Below are 16257 nucleotides of genomic sequence, written 5' to 3'. Positions count from 1 at the left end.
TGTTTCATATTCAAGCCAAAAGATTCTGCGCTCCGCGCATAGCCCTGCGCCTGGCCGTGCCTGGCCATACTCGCCCCGCCAGGAACCGGCTTGCCAGCGAAGAAGCCCCACGGCTCGCGCCGGCATCAGCGCCCCTTCGCCGGCAAGCCGGCTCCTACGGCCTGGGCGGCGTCGAGAACGCGCAACAAGTTGCCGCCCCAGATCTTCGCCAGGTCCGCTTCGCTGTAGCCCGCCGCCAACAGGCGCTGGGTAATCCGTGGCAGTTGCGCGACATCTTCGAGCCCCTGTACCCCGCCACCGCCGTCCCAGTCGGCGCCGATGCCCACATGATCCGGGCCGACCACTTCCAGGATGTGCAGCAGGTGGCGCAGGTAATCGTCCAGGCTGGCCCTGGGCTGCGGGTAGCGGGCTTCGACCTGGCGAATGCGTTCGGCCAGGTCCGCCACCTGTTCCGGGCTCATGCTCGCCGCCAGGCGGAACTCGCGGTACAACGGCCCCAGGGCCTTGTCCCGCTCGGGATTGGGCGCAAGGTTGATCAGGTCGCTGGGAAAGCTGTTGACCTGCACCACACCGCCCCTGGCCGCCAGTTGCCGCAGGCGCCGGTCATCCAGGTTGCGTGGATGGGCGGTGATTGCACGGCTGCTGGAATGGGAGGCAATGATCGGCGCCCTCGACAGCGCCAGGACCTGGTCGAACACCTGGTCCGAGGCATGGGAGACATCCAGCAGTATCCCCAGGCGATTGGCCTCGGCCACCAGCTCCCGGCCCGCCGGGCTCAGGCCGCGCCACTGCGGCAGGGCGGTGGCCGAGTCGGCGAAATCGTTGTTGGCCGAGTGCACCAGGCCGAGCATGCGCAGGCCCTGGCGGTAATAGGTGTGCAAGCGTGCCGGATCGGCGGCCAGGGGCTGGGCGTTTTCCATGCTGATGAAAACCACACGCTGGCCACGGGCGACGATGGCCGGTACATCGCCAGCCGTCAGGGCCAGGGCGAAATCATCGGGGTGGGCGCCCAGCAGGTCGCGGATCCGCGCCAGCACCGCCAGCCCATGTTCGCTGGCCAGGGTCCGGCCTTCGGCGGTGAGCGGCCCCTGGGGGGTGAAAATGGCCCAGAAACCGCCGTCCAGGCCGCCCTCTTTCATCCGTGGCAGATCGACCTGGGACAGGTCGTCCTGGTAGCGATGGCGCTGGGTGATGTCCCAACCGGGGCGGGCCAGTTGCATGGGGGTATCGAGGTGGCTGTCGAGCACGATCAGGCGCTGGTGCAGGGCTTGGGCGGGGCTGTCGGCCAAGGCCCAGGGGCTGGCCAGCGCCAGGCACAGCAAGGTTCGGGTAAACATGCGGCCTCCTGGCCAATGAAAGAATTTCCCCCCGGATCGCAAGAGCTGGCTGGCCAGCGAAAGCGTCATCCTGGCCAGTGCAAGGTTTGAGGGCCTCTTCGCCGGCAAGCCGGCTCCTACATGGGGTGTCGGGTGTTCCGTAGGAGCTGGCTGGCCAGCGAAGGCGTCATCGCCCTTTCGCCGGCAAGCCGGCGGCTACAGGCTCAGGTCCAGTGGAAGCTGCGGTCCCACAGGCCGGATACATCCAGTTGCTGGGGCAGTACGCCGGCCTCGAAGAACAGGTCGGCCACGTCCTGCTGGGATTTCACCGCTGCGTCGTCCACCGGTTGCAGCAGGCGCGGGCCGCTCTGGGCCCGGTACTGGGCAAGGAACACTTCCCGGGGCATGCCGAGAATCTGCGCGCTCCTGGTCGCCCATTCCTCGGGGTGGCTGGCAATCCACTGCCAGGAGCGGTACTCGCGCAGGATGTAGTCGGTGATCGCCGCGTGCTTGGCCGGGTCGGCGATGCTCTGCTGGTTGGCGGCGATCACGTAGTTGCCGGACAGGTAGCCCTGGCCGGTCTTCAATACCCGGGCCCCGGCCCGCAGTTCCGCCAGCTGGATGAAGTAGCCGAAGCTGACCCAGGCATCCAGGGCACCGTTCTGGAACGCGGCGAAACCGTCCTGCGCAGTCAGCGCCATGGGCACGATATCGGCAAAGCCCAGGCCCTGCTCCTTCAGCGCCTTGAGCAGAAAGTAATGGGAACTGGTGGAGCGGATATAACCGATGCGCTTACCCTTGAGCTCGGCCACCGACTGCACTGCAGAGCCCTTGGGCACGATGAAGGCCTGGTTGTTGACGTCGCCGGTGAGCACCGCGATCAGCTTCACCGGGGCGTGGTTCTTGATCCCGAAGATCGGCGGGATCTCGCTCATCGGCGAGATGTCCAGGGTGCCGCTGACCAGGGCCTCGAAGCTCAGGTTGCCGCCGGTGAACTCAGCGTACTTGACCTTGTAGGGCGGCGGCTCGATGCCCGCCTCGGCAAAGAAGCTCGGCGCCGCCCCCTTGTAGGTGGCGACGTTCAGGGTGACCCCGGACAGGTCCACGGAGGCTCCCAGGCCCAGGCGTGGCAAGGCGGCGGCCAGACCGGCCAGGGCCGAGAGTTGGAGAAAATGACGACGCTGCATGGGCAATGGTCCTTAATCGAGAAAGTCCGGTTCTTCGCGCACGATCCGCTCGCGGTAAGGCTGGAAACTGAACCAGCCGCCAAACTCGGTGCCGACCTGGCGTGCGGTGTGGCGCGCCACCTCATGGGGAATGGGCCGCGGGGTGCCGGCAGCTTCGGCCAGCAGTTGAGTCTGGGCGGCGTTGTCCATGGCGATGAAGCGCCACACCGCCGCCTCGACGGTTTCACCCACGGTGAGCAGGCCGTGGTTCTGCAGGATCAGCGCCTTGCGCCCCGCCAGTGCGGCGGCGATCCGCACGCCCTCGCTGGCCTCCAGCACCACCCCGGAAAAGTTGTCGAACAGCCCGTGCCTTTCATAGAAAGCGCAGGCGTCCTGGGTCAGCGGATCAAGCAAGCGCCCCAGGCTCGACCAGGCCTTGCCGTACAGCGAATGGGCATGGGCCGCGGCGACCACCTCGGGATGGGCTTCATGCAGCGCCGCATGGATGGCGAACGCCGCCAGGTTCAACGCGCCCTCGCCTTCGATCACTGCCCCTTCGGGGTTGACCAGCAACAGGTCGCGGACCCGTACATGGCCGAAATACACCCCCACCGGGTTGACCCAGAAATGGTCCGGGCGCCCCGGGTCACGCACCGTGATATGCCCGGCGCCGCCCATGTCGAACCCCAGCCGGGCGAACACCCGGAACGCCGCGGCCAGGCTCTGCTTGCGCTGCAGGCGCTCCAGCTCGACGGTGGCCTGCTGGGGCGGATGCTCCCAGCGAAAAACCGTATGGCCATCGCGGGGCAAGTCATACACCGCGGGGCGAAAATGTGCGGTCATATCCGCTCTCCTTGAAATTGTCATGAACACCCTGTGCGAAAAGGCCCGCAAGGCCTTGCTTGGCGATCTCCCGCCGAACCTTCAGCGGTCTTGAGAACCCCGGCGGCCCTTCGGTCCGTGCGCTGCCTGCGGCAGCGGCTACACGAAGCGCTGCCGGCCAAGGCTGGAACCGCGCGTTAGTAGCCACGCTGGATCTCCACCGGGTTTTCCAGGGGTAAACCATCGCCCCAGCGCTGGAGATTGCGTCCCAGCAGGCGCGCGATATTCAGGTAGACCCGGGGCGAATTGGCCGAGGTGTGGGGCGACAGGCGAATACCCGGGTGGCGATAGAAAGGATGCCCCTCGGGCAACGGCTCGGGGTCGGCCACGTCCAGGCTGGCCAGGGCGATGCGCCCGGTGTCCAGGGCCTGCAACAGCGCCGGCTGATCGATCAGCGCACCGCGAGCGATATTGATCAGGTGCAACCCTGGCTTGGCCGCTGCCAGTACATCGGCATCAATGATGCCCCGGGTCTGCTCGGTCAACGGCACCGCCAGCAGCAGGTGATCGGCGCGGGCAAACAGCTCCTGCAGGTCGGCCACCGCCTCCACCCCGGGCACCTCGAACGGCTGCGCCGAACGCCGCAGGGCCAGTACCTGCATGCCCAGGGCCTGGGCCTTGAGCGCCAGCTCCCGGGCGATGCTGCCAAAGCCGAACAGCCCCAGGGTGCTGCCGGCCACCGAGGCCAGCGGCCGTTGCTGCCAGTGCTCGGCGCGCTCGATCCACACCTGGGGCAGTTGCTTGGCGGCGGCGAAGATCGCCGCCAGGGCAAACTCGGCAATGCTTTCGGCGGTGCTGCCTCGGGCACTGGCCACCGGCAGGTCCTGGAACAGCCAGCGAGGAAAATAATCCAGGCCCGAAGTCACCAGTTGCACGAAGCGCAGGCCAAACGGCCAGCCCGCCGGCGGCACTGGCGCGTTGCGAAAATCGGCGTGGGGCGCGGCCAGCAGCACCTCGATATCGGCGGGCAAGCCACACGGCAGGCCCCGGGGCAGGCTCAGTACTTCCACCCCCGGCAGCCACTGGCGCAACTGCTGGTTGAAGTGCTCGTCGAGCTGGCTGGCGATGCGCGTCACGCCTGGGCTCCGCGGCTGGGCAAGGCAAAGGCGGCGCGCCCCACGGCACCGAGAATCGCGTCGTTCTGCGGGGTATGAATGCGGCTGCACAGCACATCGCGGTAATGCCGCTCGATGGGGTTGCCCCGGGCCAGCCCGGGGTTGCCGATGGCTTCGATGCCCAGCTCCACGGCGCTGATGGCGTTGCTGGTCACCAGGTATTTGATCTGGGTCGCCTCCCCCGGGGCGATCCGCCCTTCGGCGGCGGCATCGAGCAGCACCCGGTTGTTGAGCAGCAAGGCGTCGATGCGCCCGATCAGTTCCTGAAAGCGCGGCAGGCTCGACAACGGTGCGCCAAGGTTGGCCGGGGCACGCTGGGCCAGCCAGCCCAGCAGCCAGTCGCGGGCGGCCCGGGCCACGCCGTCGTAGATGGCAGAGAGCAGCACCGCCAGCCAGAGCACGCCCTTGCTGTCCAGCTCGGAAGGCCGGGGCACGTGAGCCAGCTGGATATCCACCGCCTGTTCCTCGGGCACGAACACCTCATCGAAGATCACGTCGTGGCTGCCGGTGGCGCGCATGCCCAGGTGGTCCCAGGTTTCCTCGACGCTGATCCCGGGGCTGTCACGGTGGACCAGCCAGGTACCCACTTGCGGCTCGGCCTCGTCGCTGCGGGCCCAGACCGCAAGCCAGGTCAGCCCGGGAATGCCGGTGGAGTAGATCTTGCGCCCGCTGAGCAGCCAGCCGCCCTCGACTCGTCGTGCCAGGGTCGCCGGCAAACCGCCCCGGGCCGGGGTACCCAGGTCCGGCTCGACCCGCAGGGCGTTGATCAGGGCACCCTCTTGCACCGCCTCCCGGGCCACGCGCTGGCGCAGGTGCAGCGGCCAGGCCGTGTTCTGTTGCAGGCGCGTGTGCTGCAGGTACTGCATCACCAGCACCAGCGCAGTGGAAGGCTCGCCCCGGGCCACGGCGCCTATCACTCGTCGCGCCTGGGCCAGGGTCGCCTCGCTGCCGCCCAGGGCCCGGGGCACGGTCAGGGCCAGCAGGCCATGCTGGTGCAGGCGTTGCAGGTTGGCGTGGGGAAATTCGCTGTGACGGTCGTAGTGCGCTGCGGTAGCGGCGAATTCTTCACTCAGTTGCTGCAGCAGGTCGGCGAACTCGCTGGAGTCTGGATCAGGGACGGGACGGGACACGGACGGAGACGGTTGCACGCTGGAAAGGCTCATCGGCTGGCGGTCCTGCTCAAGGGAAGGGAGATGTCGACGGCCGGCTCGGCCTCGGTTTCCACACCCAGCAGTTGCAGCAACCGCGCGCGCAGTGCCTGGAACCCAGGGGTGGAGGCCTGACGCGGACGCGGCAGGCGGATTGGCAATTGCTCGGCGATTTGCCCGTTGGCCAGCACCAGCACCCGATCGGCCAGCAGCAGCGCCTCGTCGACATCGTGGGTCACCAGCAGCACCGCCGGGGTGTGCACCCGCCACAGGCGGATGATCAGTTGGTGCATGCGGATCCGGGTCAGGGCGTCCAGAGCGGCGAAGGGCTCATCCAGCAGCAACAGGTGCGGCTCGCGTACCAGGGCCCGGGCCAACGCCACTCGCTGGGCCTCGCCGCCGGACAAGGTGCCTGGCCAGGCATTGAGCCGGTGGGCCAGCCCGACCTCCTCCAGCGCTGCCTCGGCCCGCTCCCGGGCCCCGGCCCCACGCACGCCAAGGGCAACGTTGCGCCACACGCGCTTCCAGGGCATCAACCGTGGCTCCTGGAACACTGCGGCCATGGCCGAAGGCACCTGCAACTGGCCCTGGTCGATGGGTTCCAGCCCGGCCAGGGTTCGCAGCAAGGTGGTCTTGCCCGAACCGCTGCTGCCCAGGAGGGCCACGAACTCCCCGGGAGCGATGTCCAGATCCAGGCCATCGAGCACCGCCTGCCCGGCAAAGCGCCGGGTGATCCGGCGGCATTCGACGGCAGCGCGCAGGCGGCCCTGCTGGGGCAATGACAGAGTCATGGGTCAGTTCCTGATAAAGGTCGGGCGCCAGGCCAGGGCGCAACGTTCAAGGCCGCGCACCAGCCCGTCGATGCCCAGGCCGAGCACGCTGTAGACCAGGAGGCAGATGACGATCACGTCGGTGCGCATGAAGTCCCGCGCGTCGTTGACCAGGTAGCCGATACCGGCGCTGGCGTTGATCTGCTCCACCACCACCAGCCCCAGCCAACTGATGCCGAAGGCATAGCGCAGGCCGACGAAGAACGCCGGCAGGGCCCCGGGCAGGATCACGTGGACGATCAGTTCCCAGCGTTTGAGGCCCAGCAGGGTCGCGGCCTCCACCAGCTTGGGATCGAGGCTGCGAATGCCGGAAAACAGCGTGAGGTAGATAGGAAAGGTAGTGCCCAGGGCGATCAGCGCGATCTTCGGCGTCTCGCCCACGCCGAACCAGAGAATGAACAGCGGCACTATGGCCAGGAACGGCAGGGTGCGCAGCATCTGCATGGGGGAATCGATGGCGAGCTCGCCGCGCCGGGACAACCCGGCCACCAGGGCCAGGAGCGTGCCCAGGCTGACGCCGATGGTCAGGCCACTGAGGGCGCGCTTGAGGGACACCCACAGGTGCCCGGCCAGTTCGCCGCTGCCGAGCATCTGCCACAGGGTGCCGCCGATGGTACTGGGAGCGGCGATGATCCGCGCCGGCAACAGCCCGCTGCGCGAGGCCAGTTCCCACACCAGCAGAAGCAGCAACGGGCTGACCAGGCGCAGCAGCAGGTTGCCCAGGAGCTGGTATCCGGGGCGCTCGGCCCAGCGACGGGACGAGGTGAGGGGGGCTGGCGCAGGCATCGCAACATCCTTATTTCAGCGCGTTCGAGCCCCATGCTAACTACATAAAAAACGTCCGTGAAATTCGTTTTGGTTCTAACTTAATATACAAAAATTGCATTCAATGATTGCCAAGACATGCAAATCAATAATCAAAAACAATCCGAAGGAGCCGGCTTTCCGGCGAACAGCCCCCTGAGGTTTGCGCCGGCCTTGAGGGCGCCTTCGCTGGCAAGCCAGCTCCTACGGCGCAGCCTTGCCGACGCGGGCGGCGACCATCTCGCCGAACATGCTCACCGGCTCTTGCAGGTTGCCGAGGAACCGCGGGTGGACCAGCCACAGGTCGATCACCGGCTTGAAGTCGCTGACCGGGACGATCTCCAGCTTGTCCCGATGGCTGCTGTTTTCCAGCAGCGGCAGCGGCACCAGGCCATAGCCCAGGCCATTGGCGATCAACCCCAGTTGCAGCTCGGTGCCGAAGGTTTCCAGGTTGATCTGCAACGACAGCCCCTGTGCGCTCAGCGCCCGTTGCAGGCCGGCACGAAAGCCGCAGCCGTCCGGGTTCAGCACCCAGCCGCGCTGGTAACAGTCGGCCAGTTTGCACGAGCGCTTGCGCACCTCGCCCTTGGCCGCCACCACCACCAGGTTCATGCTGCCCAGGGAACGGCCCACCACCCCTTCGGGGAAGACCTTGCCAGCGGGAAACAGCGCCGCCACCACATCCAGCTCACCGTTCTCGACCTTGCTCAACAGGTGGCTGCCCCAGCCCGTGGCCACCGAGGTCTGCAACTGCGGATACAGCGCCTTCAACTGGCTCAGGGCATCGAGCAGCACCACATCGCCGATGGTCTGCGGCACGCCGATGCGCAGGGCACCACTGGGGGCGCCGTCATTGGCCACCAGTTCATTCAGCGCGTCAATGCTGCGCAGCACTTCCAGGCACTGGCCATAGACCCGCAAGCCCATGCTGGTGGGCTTGAGCGGCTTGGTGTTGCGGTCCAGCAATTCCACCCCCAGGGCTTCCTCGAAATTCTGCACCCGGCGGGTAATGGCTGGCTGGGTCAACTGCAGGGCATCGGCCGCCTGGCTGATGGTCTGGCAGCGGATTACCGCCACGAACGCATTCAGATCATCTATCTTCATTCTTTTTTCGCATAATAAATGACTGGAAAAATGTTCGATAAGAATAATACCTTTTAGCTCGCCCGTGTAGTTCGCGTCATTTGCCTTGTGTCCACGGAGGGAGCCCATGCCCCACAACGCCACGACAGTCGCCATCGAATCAGCCAACTTCGCCCGCCTGCGGGACTTTATCGCCGCTCTGGCCGAGCTGCTGGACAGCCATCCCGATGAAGCCCGGGTGCTGGACCAGGGCGCCGCGCTGCTGCACCAGCTGGTGAGCCAGGACGACTGGCTGCCCGCGGCCTTCGCCCAGCCGGATCCGCAGCGCTACCAGCAGTTCCTGCTGCATGCCGACTCGCGCCAGCGCTTCTCCATCGTCAGCTTCGTCTGGGGCCCTGGGCAGCGCACACCGATCCACGACCACCGGGTCTGGGGCCTGATCGGCATGCTGCGCGGCGCCGAGGACAGCCAGGGGTTCCAACGCCTGGCCGACGGCCGCCTGCAGCCTGCCGGCGCGCCGCTGCGCCTGGTGCCGGGCCAGGTGGAAGCGGTGTCGCCACGCATTGGCGACATCCATCAGGTGAGCAATGCCCATGCCGATCGGGTATCCGTCAGCATCCATGTGTATGGCGCCAATATCGGTGCCGTGCAGCGCGCCGTGTACGACCTGGACGGCCAGGAAAAACCCTTTGTCTCCGGCTACTCCAACCATTTGCTGCCTAACCTCTGGGACTTGTCGAAGGAGCCCCTGCAATGACCGATTTCCCGACCCGCAGCCCGGCACAGATCCGCCAGGCCCTGCTCGACCGCCAGGAGCTGGCACTGATCGATGTGCGTGAAGAAGCGCCCTTCGCCGAGGCCCACCCGCTGTTCGCGGCCAACATCGCGCTGTCGAAACTGGAGCTGGAGGTGTATGCGCGCATCCCCCGCCGCGACACCCCGATCACCCTCTACGACCAGGGCGAAGGGCTGGCCCAGCGCGCCGCCACGCGCCTGCGGCAACTGGGCTACAGCGATGTCGCCCTGCTGGCAGGCGGCCTGGAGGGTTGGCGCAGCGCCGGCGGCGAGCTGTTCAAGGACGTCAACGTGCCGAGCAAGGCCTTTGGCGAACTGGTGGAAGCCGAGCGCCACACTCCGTCCCTGGCCGCCGAGGAGCTCCAGGCACTGCTCGACCAGCAGGCCGACCTGGTGGTGCTCGATGCCCGGCGCTTCGACGAATACCAGACCATGAGCATCCCCGGCAGCACCAGCGTGCCCGGGGCCGAACTGGTGCTGCGGGTGCGTGAGCTGGCCCCCGATCCCCGCACCCGGGTGGTGGTCAATTGCGCCGGGCGCACCCGCAGCATCATCGGCACCCAGTCCCTGGTGAATGCCGGCATCCCCAACCCGGTGGCGGCACTGCGCAATGGCACCATCGGCTGGACCCTGGCCGGGCAGAAGCTCGAACACGGTCAGAGCCGGCGCTTCAAGGTCATCAACGAGGCCCAGCGGGCCCCAGCCCAGGATGCCGCTCGGGCCGTGGCCGACCGCGCCGACGTGGCACGCATCGACCTGGCCCAGTGGCGGCGCTGGCAGGCCGACCCCAAGCGCACCAGCTACCTGTTCGATGTGCGCACCCCGGAGGAATTCGCCGCTGGCCACCTGCCCGGCGCCCGCTCCACCCCCGGTGGGCAACTGGTGCAGGAAACCGACCACTTCGCCAGCGTGCGCGGTGCGCGCCTGGTCCTGGTGGACGACGACGGCGTGCGCGCCAACATGAGCGCTTCCTGGCTGGCCCAGATGGGCTGGCAGGTGGCGGTGCTGGACGGCCTGCGCGACAGCGACTTCAGCGTGCGCGGCCCCTGGCAGGCGCCACTGCCGGACACCTCGCCGGCCGAAGAAATCAGCCCCCGCACCCTCGCCACCTGGCTCCAGGAGCCCGGCACCCTGGTACTGGACTTCACCGCCAGCGCCAACTACGTGCAGCGCCACATCCCCGGCGCCTGGTGGGCATTGCCCAGCCAGTTGCAGGAAGCCCTGGCCCAGTTGCCACAGGCGGAGCGCTATGTCCTGACCTGCGGCAGCAGCCTGCTGGCGCGCTTCGTGGTGCCGCAGCTGCAGGCCCTGACCCAGCGTCCGGTGTTCCTCCTCAGCGGTGGCACCGCGGCCTGGATCGAAGCCGGCCTGCCCGTGGAAGAAAGCCGCCAGCAACTGGCTTCACCCCGGATCGACCGCTACCGGCGCCCCTATGAAGGCACCGACAACCCGAAAGAAGCCATGCAGGGCTACCTGGACTGGGAATTCGGCCTGGTGGCGCAGTTGGGCCGGGATGGCACCCACGGCTTCTTCGTCATCTGAACCGCTTCGCTGGCAAGCCAGCTCCTACAGACCCCGCCTCTGCACTGTAGGAGCCGGCTTGCCGGCGAAGAGGCCGCAGGCCTGGCATCGCTCGCAAGGGCACCCTCGCGGGCAAGCCCGCTCCTGCGAGGAGGGGTATTTCGGGCGCGTAGGCGGTGCTGGTCGATCATCAATCTGCCCGGATGGCAAATAGCAATAATTCTCGATATCATTCGCGACCTTGTGCTCACCGCGTCGTCAAGAAGGATATCCATGTCTCGCTCCAAGCCCGACTCTGCGTCGGCGGACTCTGTTCGCGGGTTCTATGCGGACATCCTGCATTTCCTGCGTAAACGCACGGACAACGCCAGCGACGCGGCGGACATGACCCAGGACGTGTTCACCCAATGGCTCGACTACCGTGACCGGGCCCAGGTCGAACAGCCCCGGGCCTTCCTGTTCCAGATGGCACGCAACCTGCTGCGTGATCATTGGCGGCGCCAGCAGGTACGCTCCCGGGCTCATCAGGACGGGCACCACGAGCAAAGCCTGGACAACGAACCCCTGGCCGACGAGCAGCACGAGCCCCTGCCCGCGGCCCAGCGCCTGCAACGCCTGGAACAGTTGAAAGAAGTCCTCGCCCAACTCTCGCCGCGCCGCCGCGAAGCCCTTATGCTGCACCGCTTCGAAGGGCTGAGCCAGACGCAGATCGCCGAGCGCATGGGCATTTCCGTGAGCATGGTGGAAAAACACATCGCCTTTGCCCTGCTGCACTGCAAGCAGCACCTACAACGAGAAAACGGCAAGGAGCAGCCTGAATGACCCGCTTTTCCGGCACCCACAACGACCTCGACAGCGAGCAGATCGACGCCGAGGCCGCCAGCTGGTTCGCCCGCAACCGCAACGACCCGGACCGCGCCACGCGCAAGGCCTTCGATGCCTGGGTCAGCGAGCCGGCCCACGCCCGGGCCTATGCCGAGTTCGAAGAACTGTGGGTCGATCTTGCGCAATTGCAGCAACTGAGCCGGCCCATTCCCCTGCCCCGGCGCAAGCCCGCCCCCTGGCGCCCGGCCCTGGCGGCGGCCGCGGCGGTGCTCTGTGCGGTGCTGGCAGTCAACCTGGGCACGCCCCAGGGGCCCTACATCCAGCAGGTGGCGGCCCAGGAAAAGGGCGCCCGCGCCTTCAAGCTGCCCGATGGCAGCACCCTGTACGTCAACGCCAACACCCAGGTGAAAGTGGATTTCAGCGCCCAGCAGCGTGATATCTACCTGCAACAGGGCCAGCTGTACCTGGAAGTGGCCGCCGACAAGGAGCGCCCGCTGTGGGTGCACAGCGGCGCGGCCAAAGTGCGGGTGGTGGGCACCGCCTTCGACGTGCGTCGTGGCCAGCGCCAACTGGTGGTCAGCGTCGCCCACGGCCAGGTGGCCTTCAGCCCGGACGGCAAGCCCGGGGAGTTGACCCTGCTCGGCGCCCGCCAGCAAGCCACCTATGACCTGCACAAAGGCACCCTGCGCCAGCAGACCCTGGACAGCGATGAGGTCGCGGACTGGCGCAGCGGGCACCTGGCCTTTCGCAACCGCGACCTGGCCAGCCTGGTGGATGAGTTGAACCTGTATCGGCGCCAGCCGGTGCAACTGGCCGAGGGTTCGCTGGGGGCCTACAAGGTCTCGGGCAACCTCGATGTCAACGACCCCGACGCCCTGATCAAGGCACTGCCCGTGCTGATTCCGGTAAAAGCCGTACCCCTGGCCGACGGCCAGCTGAGGCTCGAGGCTCGTTGATCCACTCATATGAGAATATTTTGCATTCGCATATGAGGTTTTTTTTCACTGCCGCGTCTTCCTCCCGTCTGCGATCTGTACGCAGCGCTTTTTTGGCCTTTAAGCCGCTCTGGGGGAAGTCATGTTTCGCGCGCTCTTGCCTGTTCCGTTAGTCCGTACCCGCCCTACCCTGCTCGCCGCCTGCCTGGCATTCAGCCTGCAGGCCTACGCCGGGCCGCTGCATTTCCAGTTGCCGGCGCAGCCTCTGGCCGCGTCCCTGAGCCAGATCGCCCAGCAGGCGAAGATCCAGCTGCTGTTCGATGAGCAACTGCTGCGCAACGCCAAGGCGCCGGCCCTGCAGGGTGACTACAGCCCGGAAGAGGCGATTCGCACCTTGCTGCAGGACGGTCGGTTCAACCTGGTGAAGGTCGACAACACCTACATCGTGCGCCCCGCCGACACCAACCTGAGCAGTGGTTCGGCCCTGCAACTGGGGGCCATGAGCGTGATCGGCAACGGCACCGAAGTGGATTCCTCGAGTGTCGGCCGCTCGACCCTGAACCAGGCGGAAATCGATCGCCACCAGGCCACCAACGTGGTCAGCCTGATCGACACCCTGCCCGGCGTGAGCCTGGGCGGCTCGCTCAAACCCGGCGGCCAGACCATCAACATCTGGGGCCTGGGGGATGCCGAAGACGTACCGATGAGCGTTGATGGCGCCACCAAGAGCGGCTTCGAACGCTACCAGCAGGGTTCGGTGTTCATCGAGCCGGAGCTGATCAAGCGCATCGAAGTGGAAAAAGGCCCGCACTCCCCCGAGACCGGCAACGGTGGTTTCGGCGGCACCGTGCACATGGAGACCAAGGACGCCCCGGACCTGCTGCAGGAAGGTCGCAACGCCGGCGCCATGGTCAAGTACGGCTACAGCAGCAACAGCCATGAACAGGCCTACACCGGCGCGGTGTACGGCCGTACCGATGATCACCGCTTCGATGCCCTGGCCTACTGGACCAAGCGCGACGGCGACGACATGAAGATCGCCAGCGCCCAGCCCGACCCGCGCAACGCCTACCCGATCAACCCCAAGCGCCTGCCCAATACCGCCCAGGACATGGAAGGCGAGCTGTTCAAGCTGAACATGCAACTGACCGACGAACATCGCCTGGGCTTCAGCTACATGCGCTCCAACAGCGACATCTGGGCGCCCTTCTCGGCCAAGAGCTACCCGACGCCACCGAGCCAGAGCGACATCAACAAGTACGGTTATGACGGCGCCACCCGCCGCTTCCTGGCCCAGCGCAATACCATCGACACCACCTGGATCGCCAAGTACCAGTACACCCCCGTGGACAATCCATGGATCGACTTCGAGGCCAAGTACTCCGATTCCACCACCGACCAGACCGACGAACGCGGGCCGAACGCCTTCTTCCAGCCGGCCTCCGGTGGCCGCAAGATCACCGTGGGCTATGACGACAAGATCCTGGCCCTGAAAAACACCAGCCGCTTCAGCACCGGCCCGCTGGAACACGCGCTGACCAATGGCATCCAGATCCGCAAGCACACTCGCGAAGTGGACATGTGGATGCCGGGCAAGACCTATGAAGTACCCAAGTACAACTACGGCCACTACCAGCCTGGCTTCATGCCCCACGGCAAGGTCGACAACAATGCCTTCTACATCCAGGACGCCATCACCCTGGGGGACTTCACCCTGACCCCGTCCCTGCGCTACGACCATGTGCGCAACCGCGGCGAGAAGAACGACGCACCGTTCTACAACAGCCCCGACCCGGTGGCGGGCCACGATTACGGCGACAAGACCTACACCGGCTGGTCGCCTCGGCTGTCGGCGTTCTGGACAGTGACCCCGCAATTCGCCCTGTTCGCCGACTACAGCAAGACCTGGCGCGCGCCGGTGATCGACGAGCAGTACGAGGTCCAGTCGGCCGCCTCCACCCGCTCCGCCACCAGCCGCAATCTCGACCCGGAACGCATCACCGCGTTGCGCGCCGGTAACATCACCAGCTTCTCCGACGTGTTCACCCAGGCCGACCGCGTACAGGTGCGTACCACGCTGTTCCACAACACCATCAAAGACGAAATCATGAAGAACCTCGGGATCGGCTGCCCCGAGCAACTCAGCAGCGGCAAGAGCATCGGCCAGGTGTGCAACCAGCCGACCATAGGCGTCTACCGCAATATCGGCGACCTGACCATCAAGGGCTTCGAGGTGGAAAGCTTCTACGACTCGACCTACCTGTTCGGCTCGCTGTCCTACTCGTGGATTACCGGTAAGCATGAAGGCGCCTACACCAACCCCTGGGGGCCGAACGTCTGGGCCCGGGACATTCCGCCACGCAAGTGGGTGGCCAGCCTGGGGGTGAAGATTCCACAGTGGGATGCGCAAGTGGGCTGGCAGGGCCAGTGGGTGCGCCAGACTGACCGGGTACCCAGCGACATCTATGCCGGCGGCCCGGCCAGCGCCCTGGGCGACGCCTACTGGGACCAGTACAAGAACGACCGCTACAACGTGCACGGCCTGTTCGCCAACTGGAAACCCCAGCAGCCTTACCTCAAGGGCACCGAAGTCAACTTCACCCTGGACAACATGTTCAACCGTGACTATCGCCCACCACTGAGCGGCGATAACGCATCCAGCCTGGGGCGCAACGCCAAGATCAGCGTGACCCGCTTCTTCTGACGGCAACTGGCTGCGGTGCATCGGACGCACCGCAACAGGCCAGCCGTTGGCCATCACGGATGTATTGCAAACCGTTAGCCAAGCCCTGCCGCCCGCACCTGCCGGGCTAAGATCGACTCCCCTCTGAAAACCGCTGAAATGCCTTTGGGCGCTTTCAGTCAACTTCCCATTGATTCCGTACGACACTTGTCGTACAAACGAGAAGACGTCATGGACAGAGGCTTCAGGAAGGTCAGGCGGGACCTGATCAATGCCTTACAAAGCGGCCACTATCTGCATGCCGCGCGCGGCTCGATCGAGGTCAAGAACCTGCTGGCCACCGGCGAGATCTCGACCAGTCAACTGATCGAGGTCATCAATGCCTGCAAGGGCCAGGACCACAGTTGCAGCGCCCACCACAGCGTCCCGGGCATCGCGGTCCACGTGCTGAAAAAGGCCGGCTGGTACATCAAGTTCTACTTTATCGAGCCAGATGCGTGGTTCATCAGCGTTCACCGATGAGGGCATCCCATGAAACTCTTTCTGCAAGGCGACCGGGGCAAGGCGCTCTGCGAGCATTGCCAACAGGTCGTCGGCATCACCTACCTGCGGCGCGACGTCCCTTTCAGCGACGGCCATGGCCTGGCCCGGGACATCCTGGTGGGGGTTTGCGACCTCTGCGCCACGGTGGTGGCCATCCCGCCCCAGTCCACTCCGGCGATCAAGGAAGCACGCAAGCAGTCATTGACCTCCATCGAGGCGCGGCTGCCGGCGGTCTACCTCGATGTACTGGATGCGGCGATGCACTGCGTGGCCCCGGATGCCGGAGTGCAGATGCGCAAACTGTTCCTCGGCTACTACTTCAGCGCCCCCGCGGCGTCTTCCCTGGAGCAAGTGCACAGCGGCTTCGCCGCGTACCTGGCCGAGCAGGCCGAGGCCCGCCAGTTGCCTGCCGTGCATGCCATGAAACGCCTGTCGCTGAAGGTCAACCACTATGTGGCCGAGGATCTTGCGCGCCTGCTGCAAGCCACCCGGATGACCCAGACCGAGCTGCTGAAAGCGCTGATCGCGCAGATGCGCCTGGATGTGCTCGAAGGCGGCAACCCCGCGGTGATCGCCGACCTGCGCCAGCTGGCGCGCCTGGGGCTTTGACC

The 16257-nt window shown here is 66.1% G+C and carries 15 protein-coding genes; 7 read left to right on the top strand and 8 right to left on the bottom strand.

Annotated elements, in window-relative coordinates:
• Window positions 1-125: 125 nt before the first annotated feature.
• From AC1RGE_RS14315 to AC1RGE_RS14280, 8 genes are all read right to left on the bottom strand, one after another.
• Complete coding sequence (locus AC1RGE_RS14315; RefSeq protein WP_019094807.1) at window positions 126-1337, bottom strand: dipeptidase; 1212 nt, start codon at window positions 1335-1337, stop codon at window positions 126-128.
• A gap of 203 nt (window positions 1338-1540) precedes the next feature.
• Window positions 1541-2503, bottom strand: coding sequence for an ABC transporter substrate-binding protein (locus AC1RGE_RS14310; protein WP_011059724.1), 963 nt, complete (start codon window positions 2501-2503; stop codon window positions 1541-1543).
• Between the two features lie 12 nt (window positions 2504-2515).
• Window positions 2516-3325 (bottom strand): class II aldolase/adducin family protein, encoded by an 810-nt coding sequence (locus AC1RGE_RS14305; RefSeq protein ID WP_011059723.1) that lies wholly within the window; start codon window positions 3323-3325, stop codon window positions 2516-2518.
• Window positions 3326-3501: 176 nt separating this feature from the next.
• Complete coding sequence (locus AC1RGE_RS14300) at window positions 3502-4440, bottom strand: D-isomer specific 2-hydroxyacid dehydrogenase family protein (RefSeq protein ID WP_492584515.1); 939 nt, start codon at window positions 4438-4440, stop codon at window positions 3502-3504.
• Window positions 4437-5642 carry an acyl-CoA dehydrogenase family protein gene (locus tag AC1RGE_RS14295; RefSeq protein WP_011059721.1) on the bottom strand — a complete coding sequence of 402 codons (1206 nt, stop codon included), beginning with the start codon at window positions 5640-5642 and terminating at the stop codon, window positions 4437-4439. The genes AC1RGE_RS14300 and AC1RGE_RS14295 overlap by 4 nt, the downstream gene beginning before the upstream one ends.
• Entirely contained in the window at window positions 5639-6418 is a 780-nt protein-coding gene (locus tag AC1RGE_RS14290; RefSeq protein WP_011059720.1) for an ABC transporter ATP-binding protein, read from the bottom strand. Before AC1RGE_RS14290 ends, AC1RGE_RS14295 begins: the two co-directional genes overlap by 4 nt.
• A 3-nt stretch (window positions 6419-6421) precedes the next feature.
• Window positions 6422-7243 (bottom strand): ABC transporter permease, encoded by an 822-nt coding sequence (locus AC1RGE_RS14285; RefSeq protein WP_011059719.1) that lies wholly within the window; start codon window positions 7241-7243, stop codon window positions 6422-6424.
• Window positions 7244-7465: 222 nt separating this feature from the next.
• On the bottom strand, window positions 7466-8365 hold the full coding sequence (locus AC1RGE_RS14280; RefSeq protein WP_011059718.1) for a LysR family transcriptional regulator: 900 nt from the start codon (window positions 8363-8365) through the stop codon (window positions 7466-7468).
• Between the two features lie 106 nt (window positions 8366-8471).
• On the opposite strand from AC1RGE_RS14280, the gene AC1RGE_RS14275 reads away from it, so the two are divergent.
• The 7 genes from AC1RGE_RS14275 to AC1RGE_RS14245 all read left to right on the top strand — a co-directional run bounded on the left by AC1RGE_RS14275 (window position 8472) and on the right by AC1RGE_RS14245 (window position 16255).
• Window positions 8472-9101 (top strand): cysteine dioxygenase family protein, encoded by a 630-nt coding sequence (locus AC1RGE_RS14275; RefSeq protein WP_492584513.1) that lies wholly within the window; start codon window positions 8472-8474, stop codon window positions 9099-9101.
• Window positions 9098-10681: a rhodanese-related sulfurtransferase gene (locus AC1RGE_RS14270; protein ID WP_492584511.1), complete on the top strand. Its 1584-nt coding sequence runs from the start codon at window positions 9098-9100 to the stop codon at window positions 10679-10681. The genes AC1RGE_RS14275 and AC1RGE_RS14270 overlap by 4 nt, the downstream gene beginning before the upstream one ends.
• Window positions 10682-10933: 252 nt before the next feature.
• Window positions 10934-11482 carry an RNA polymerase sigma factor gene (locus AC1RGE_RS14265; RefSeq protein WP_011059715.1) on the top strand — a complete coding sequence of 183 codons (549 nt, stop codon included), beginning with the start codon at window positions 10934-10936 and terminating at the stop codon, window positions 11480-11482.
• On the top strand, window positions 11479-12441 hold the full coding sequence (locus tag AC1RGE_RS14260; protein WP_011059714.1) for a FecR family protein: 963 nt from the start codon (window positions 11479-11481) through the stop codon (window positions 12439-12441). Before AC1RGE_RS14265 ends, AC1RGE_RS14260 begins: the two co-directional genes overlap by 4 nt.
• Window positions 12442-12562: 121 nt before the next feature.
• Window positions 12563-15124, top strand: coding sequence for a TonB-dependent receptor (locus tag AC1RGE_RS14255; RefSeq protein ID WP_346624418.1), 2562 nt, complete (start codon window positions 12563-12565; stop codon window positions 15122-15124).
• 210 nt (window positions 15125-15334) lie between these two features.
• Window positions 15335-15625, top strand: coding sequence for a hypothetical protein (locus AC1RGE_RS14250; protein WP_225368733.1), 291 nt, complete (start codon window positions 15335-15337; stop codon window positions 15623-15625).
• A gap of 9 nt (window positions 15626-15634) precedes the next feature.
• Complete coding sequence (locus AC1RGE_RS14245) at window positions 15635-16255, top strand: hypothetical protein (RefSeq protein ID WP_019094800.1); 621 nt, start codon at window positions 15635-15637, stop codon at window positions 16253-16255.
• Window positions 16256-16257 lie beyond the last annotated feature (2 nt).

The sequence above is a fragment of the Pseudomonas sp. GW823-FHT02C05 genome, from assembly GCF_058797595.1.
Note: the sequence above shows the minus strand (reverse complement) of the source record. Positions and strands in the feature narration are given on the sequence as shown.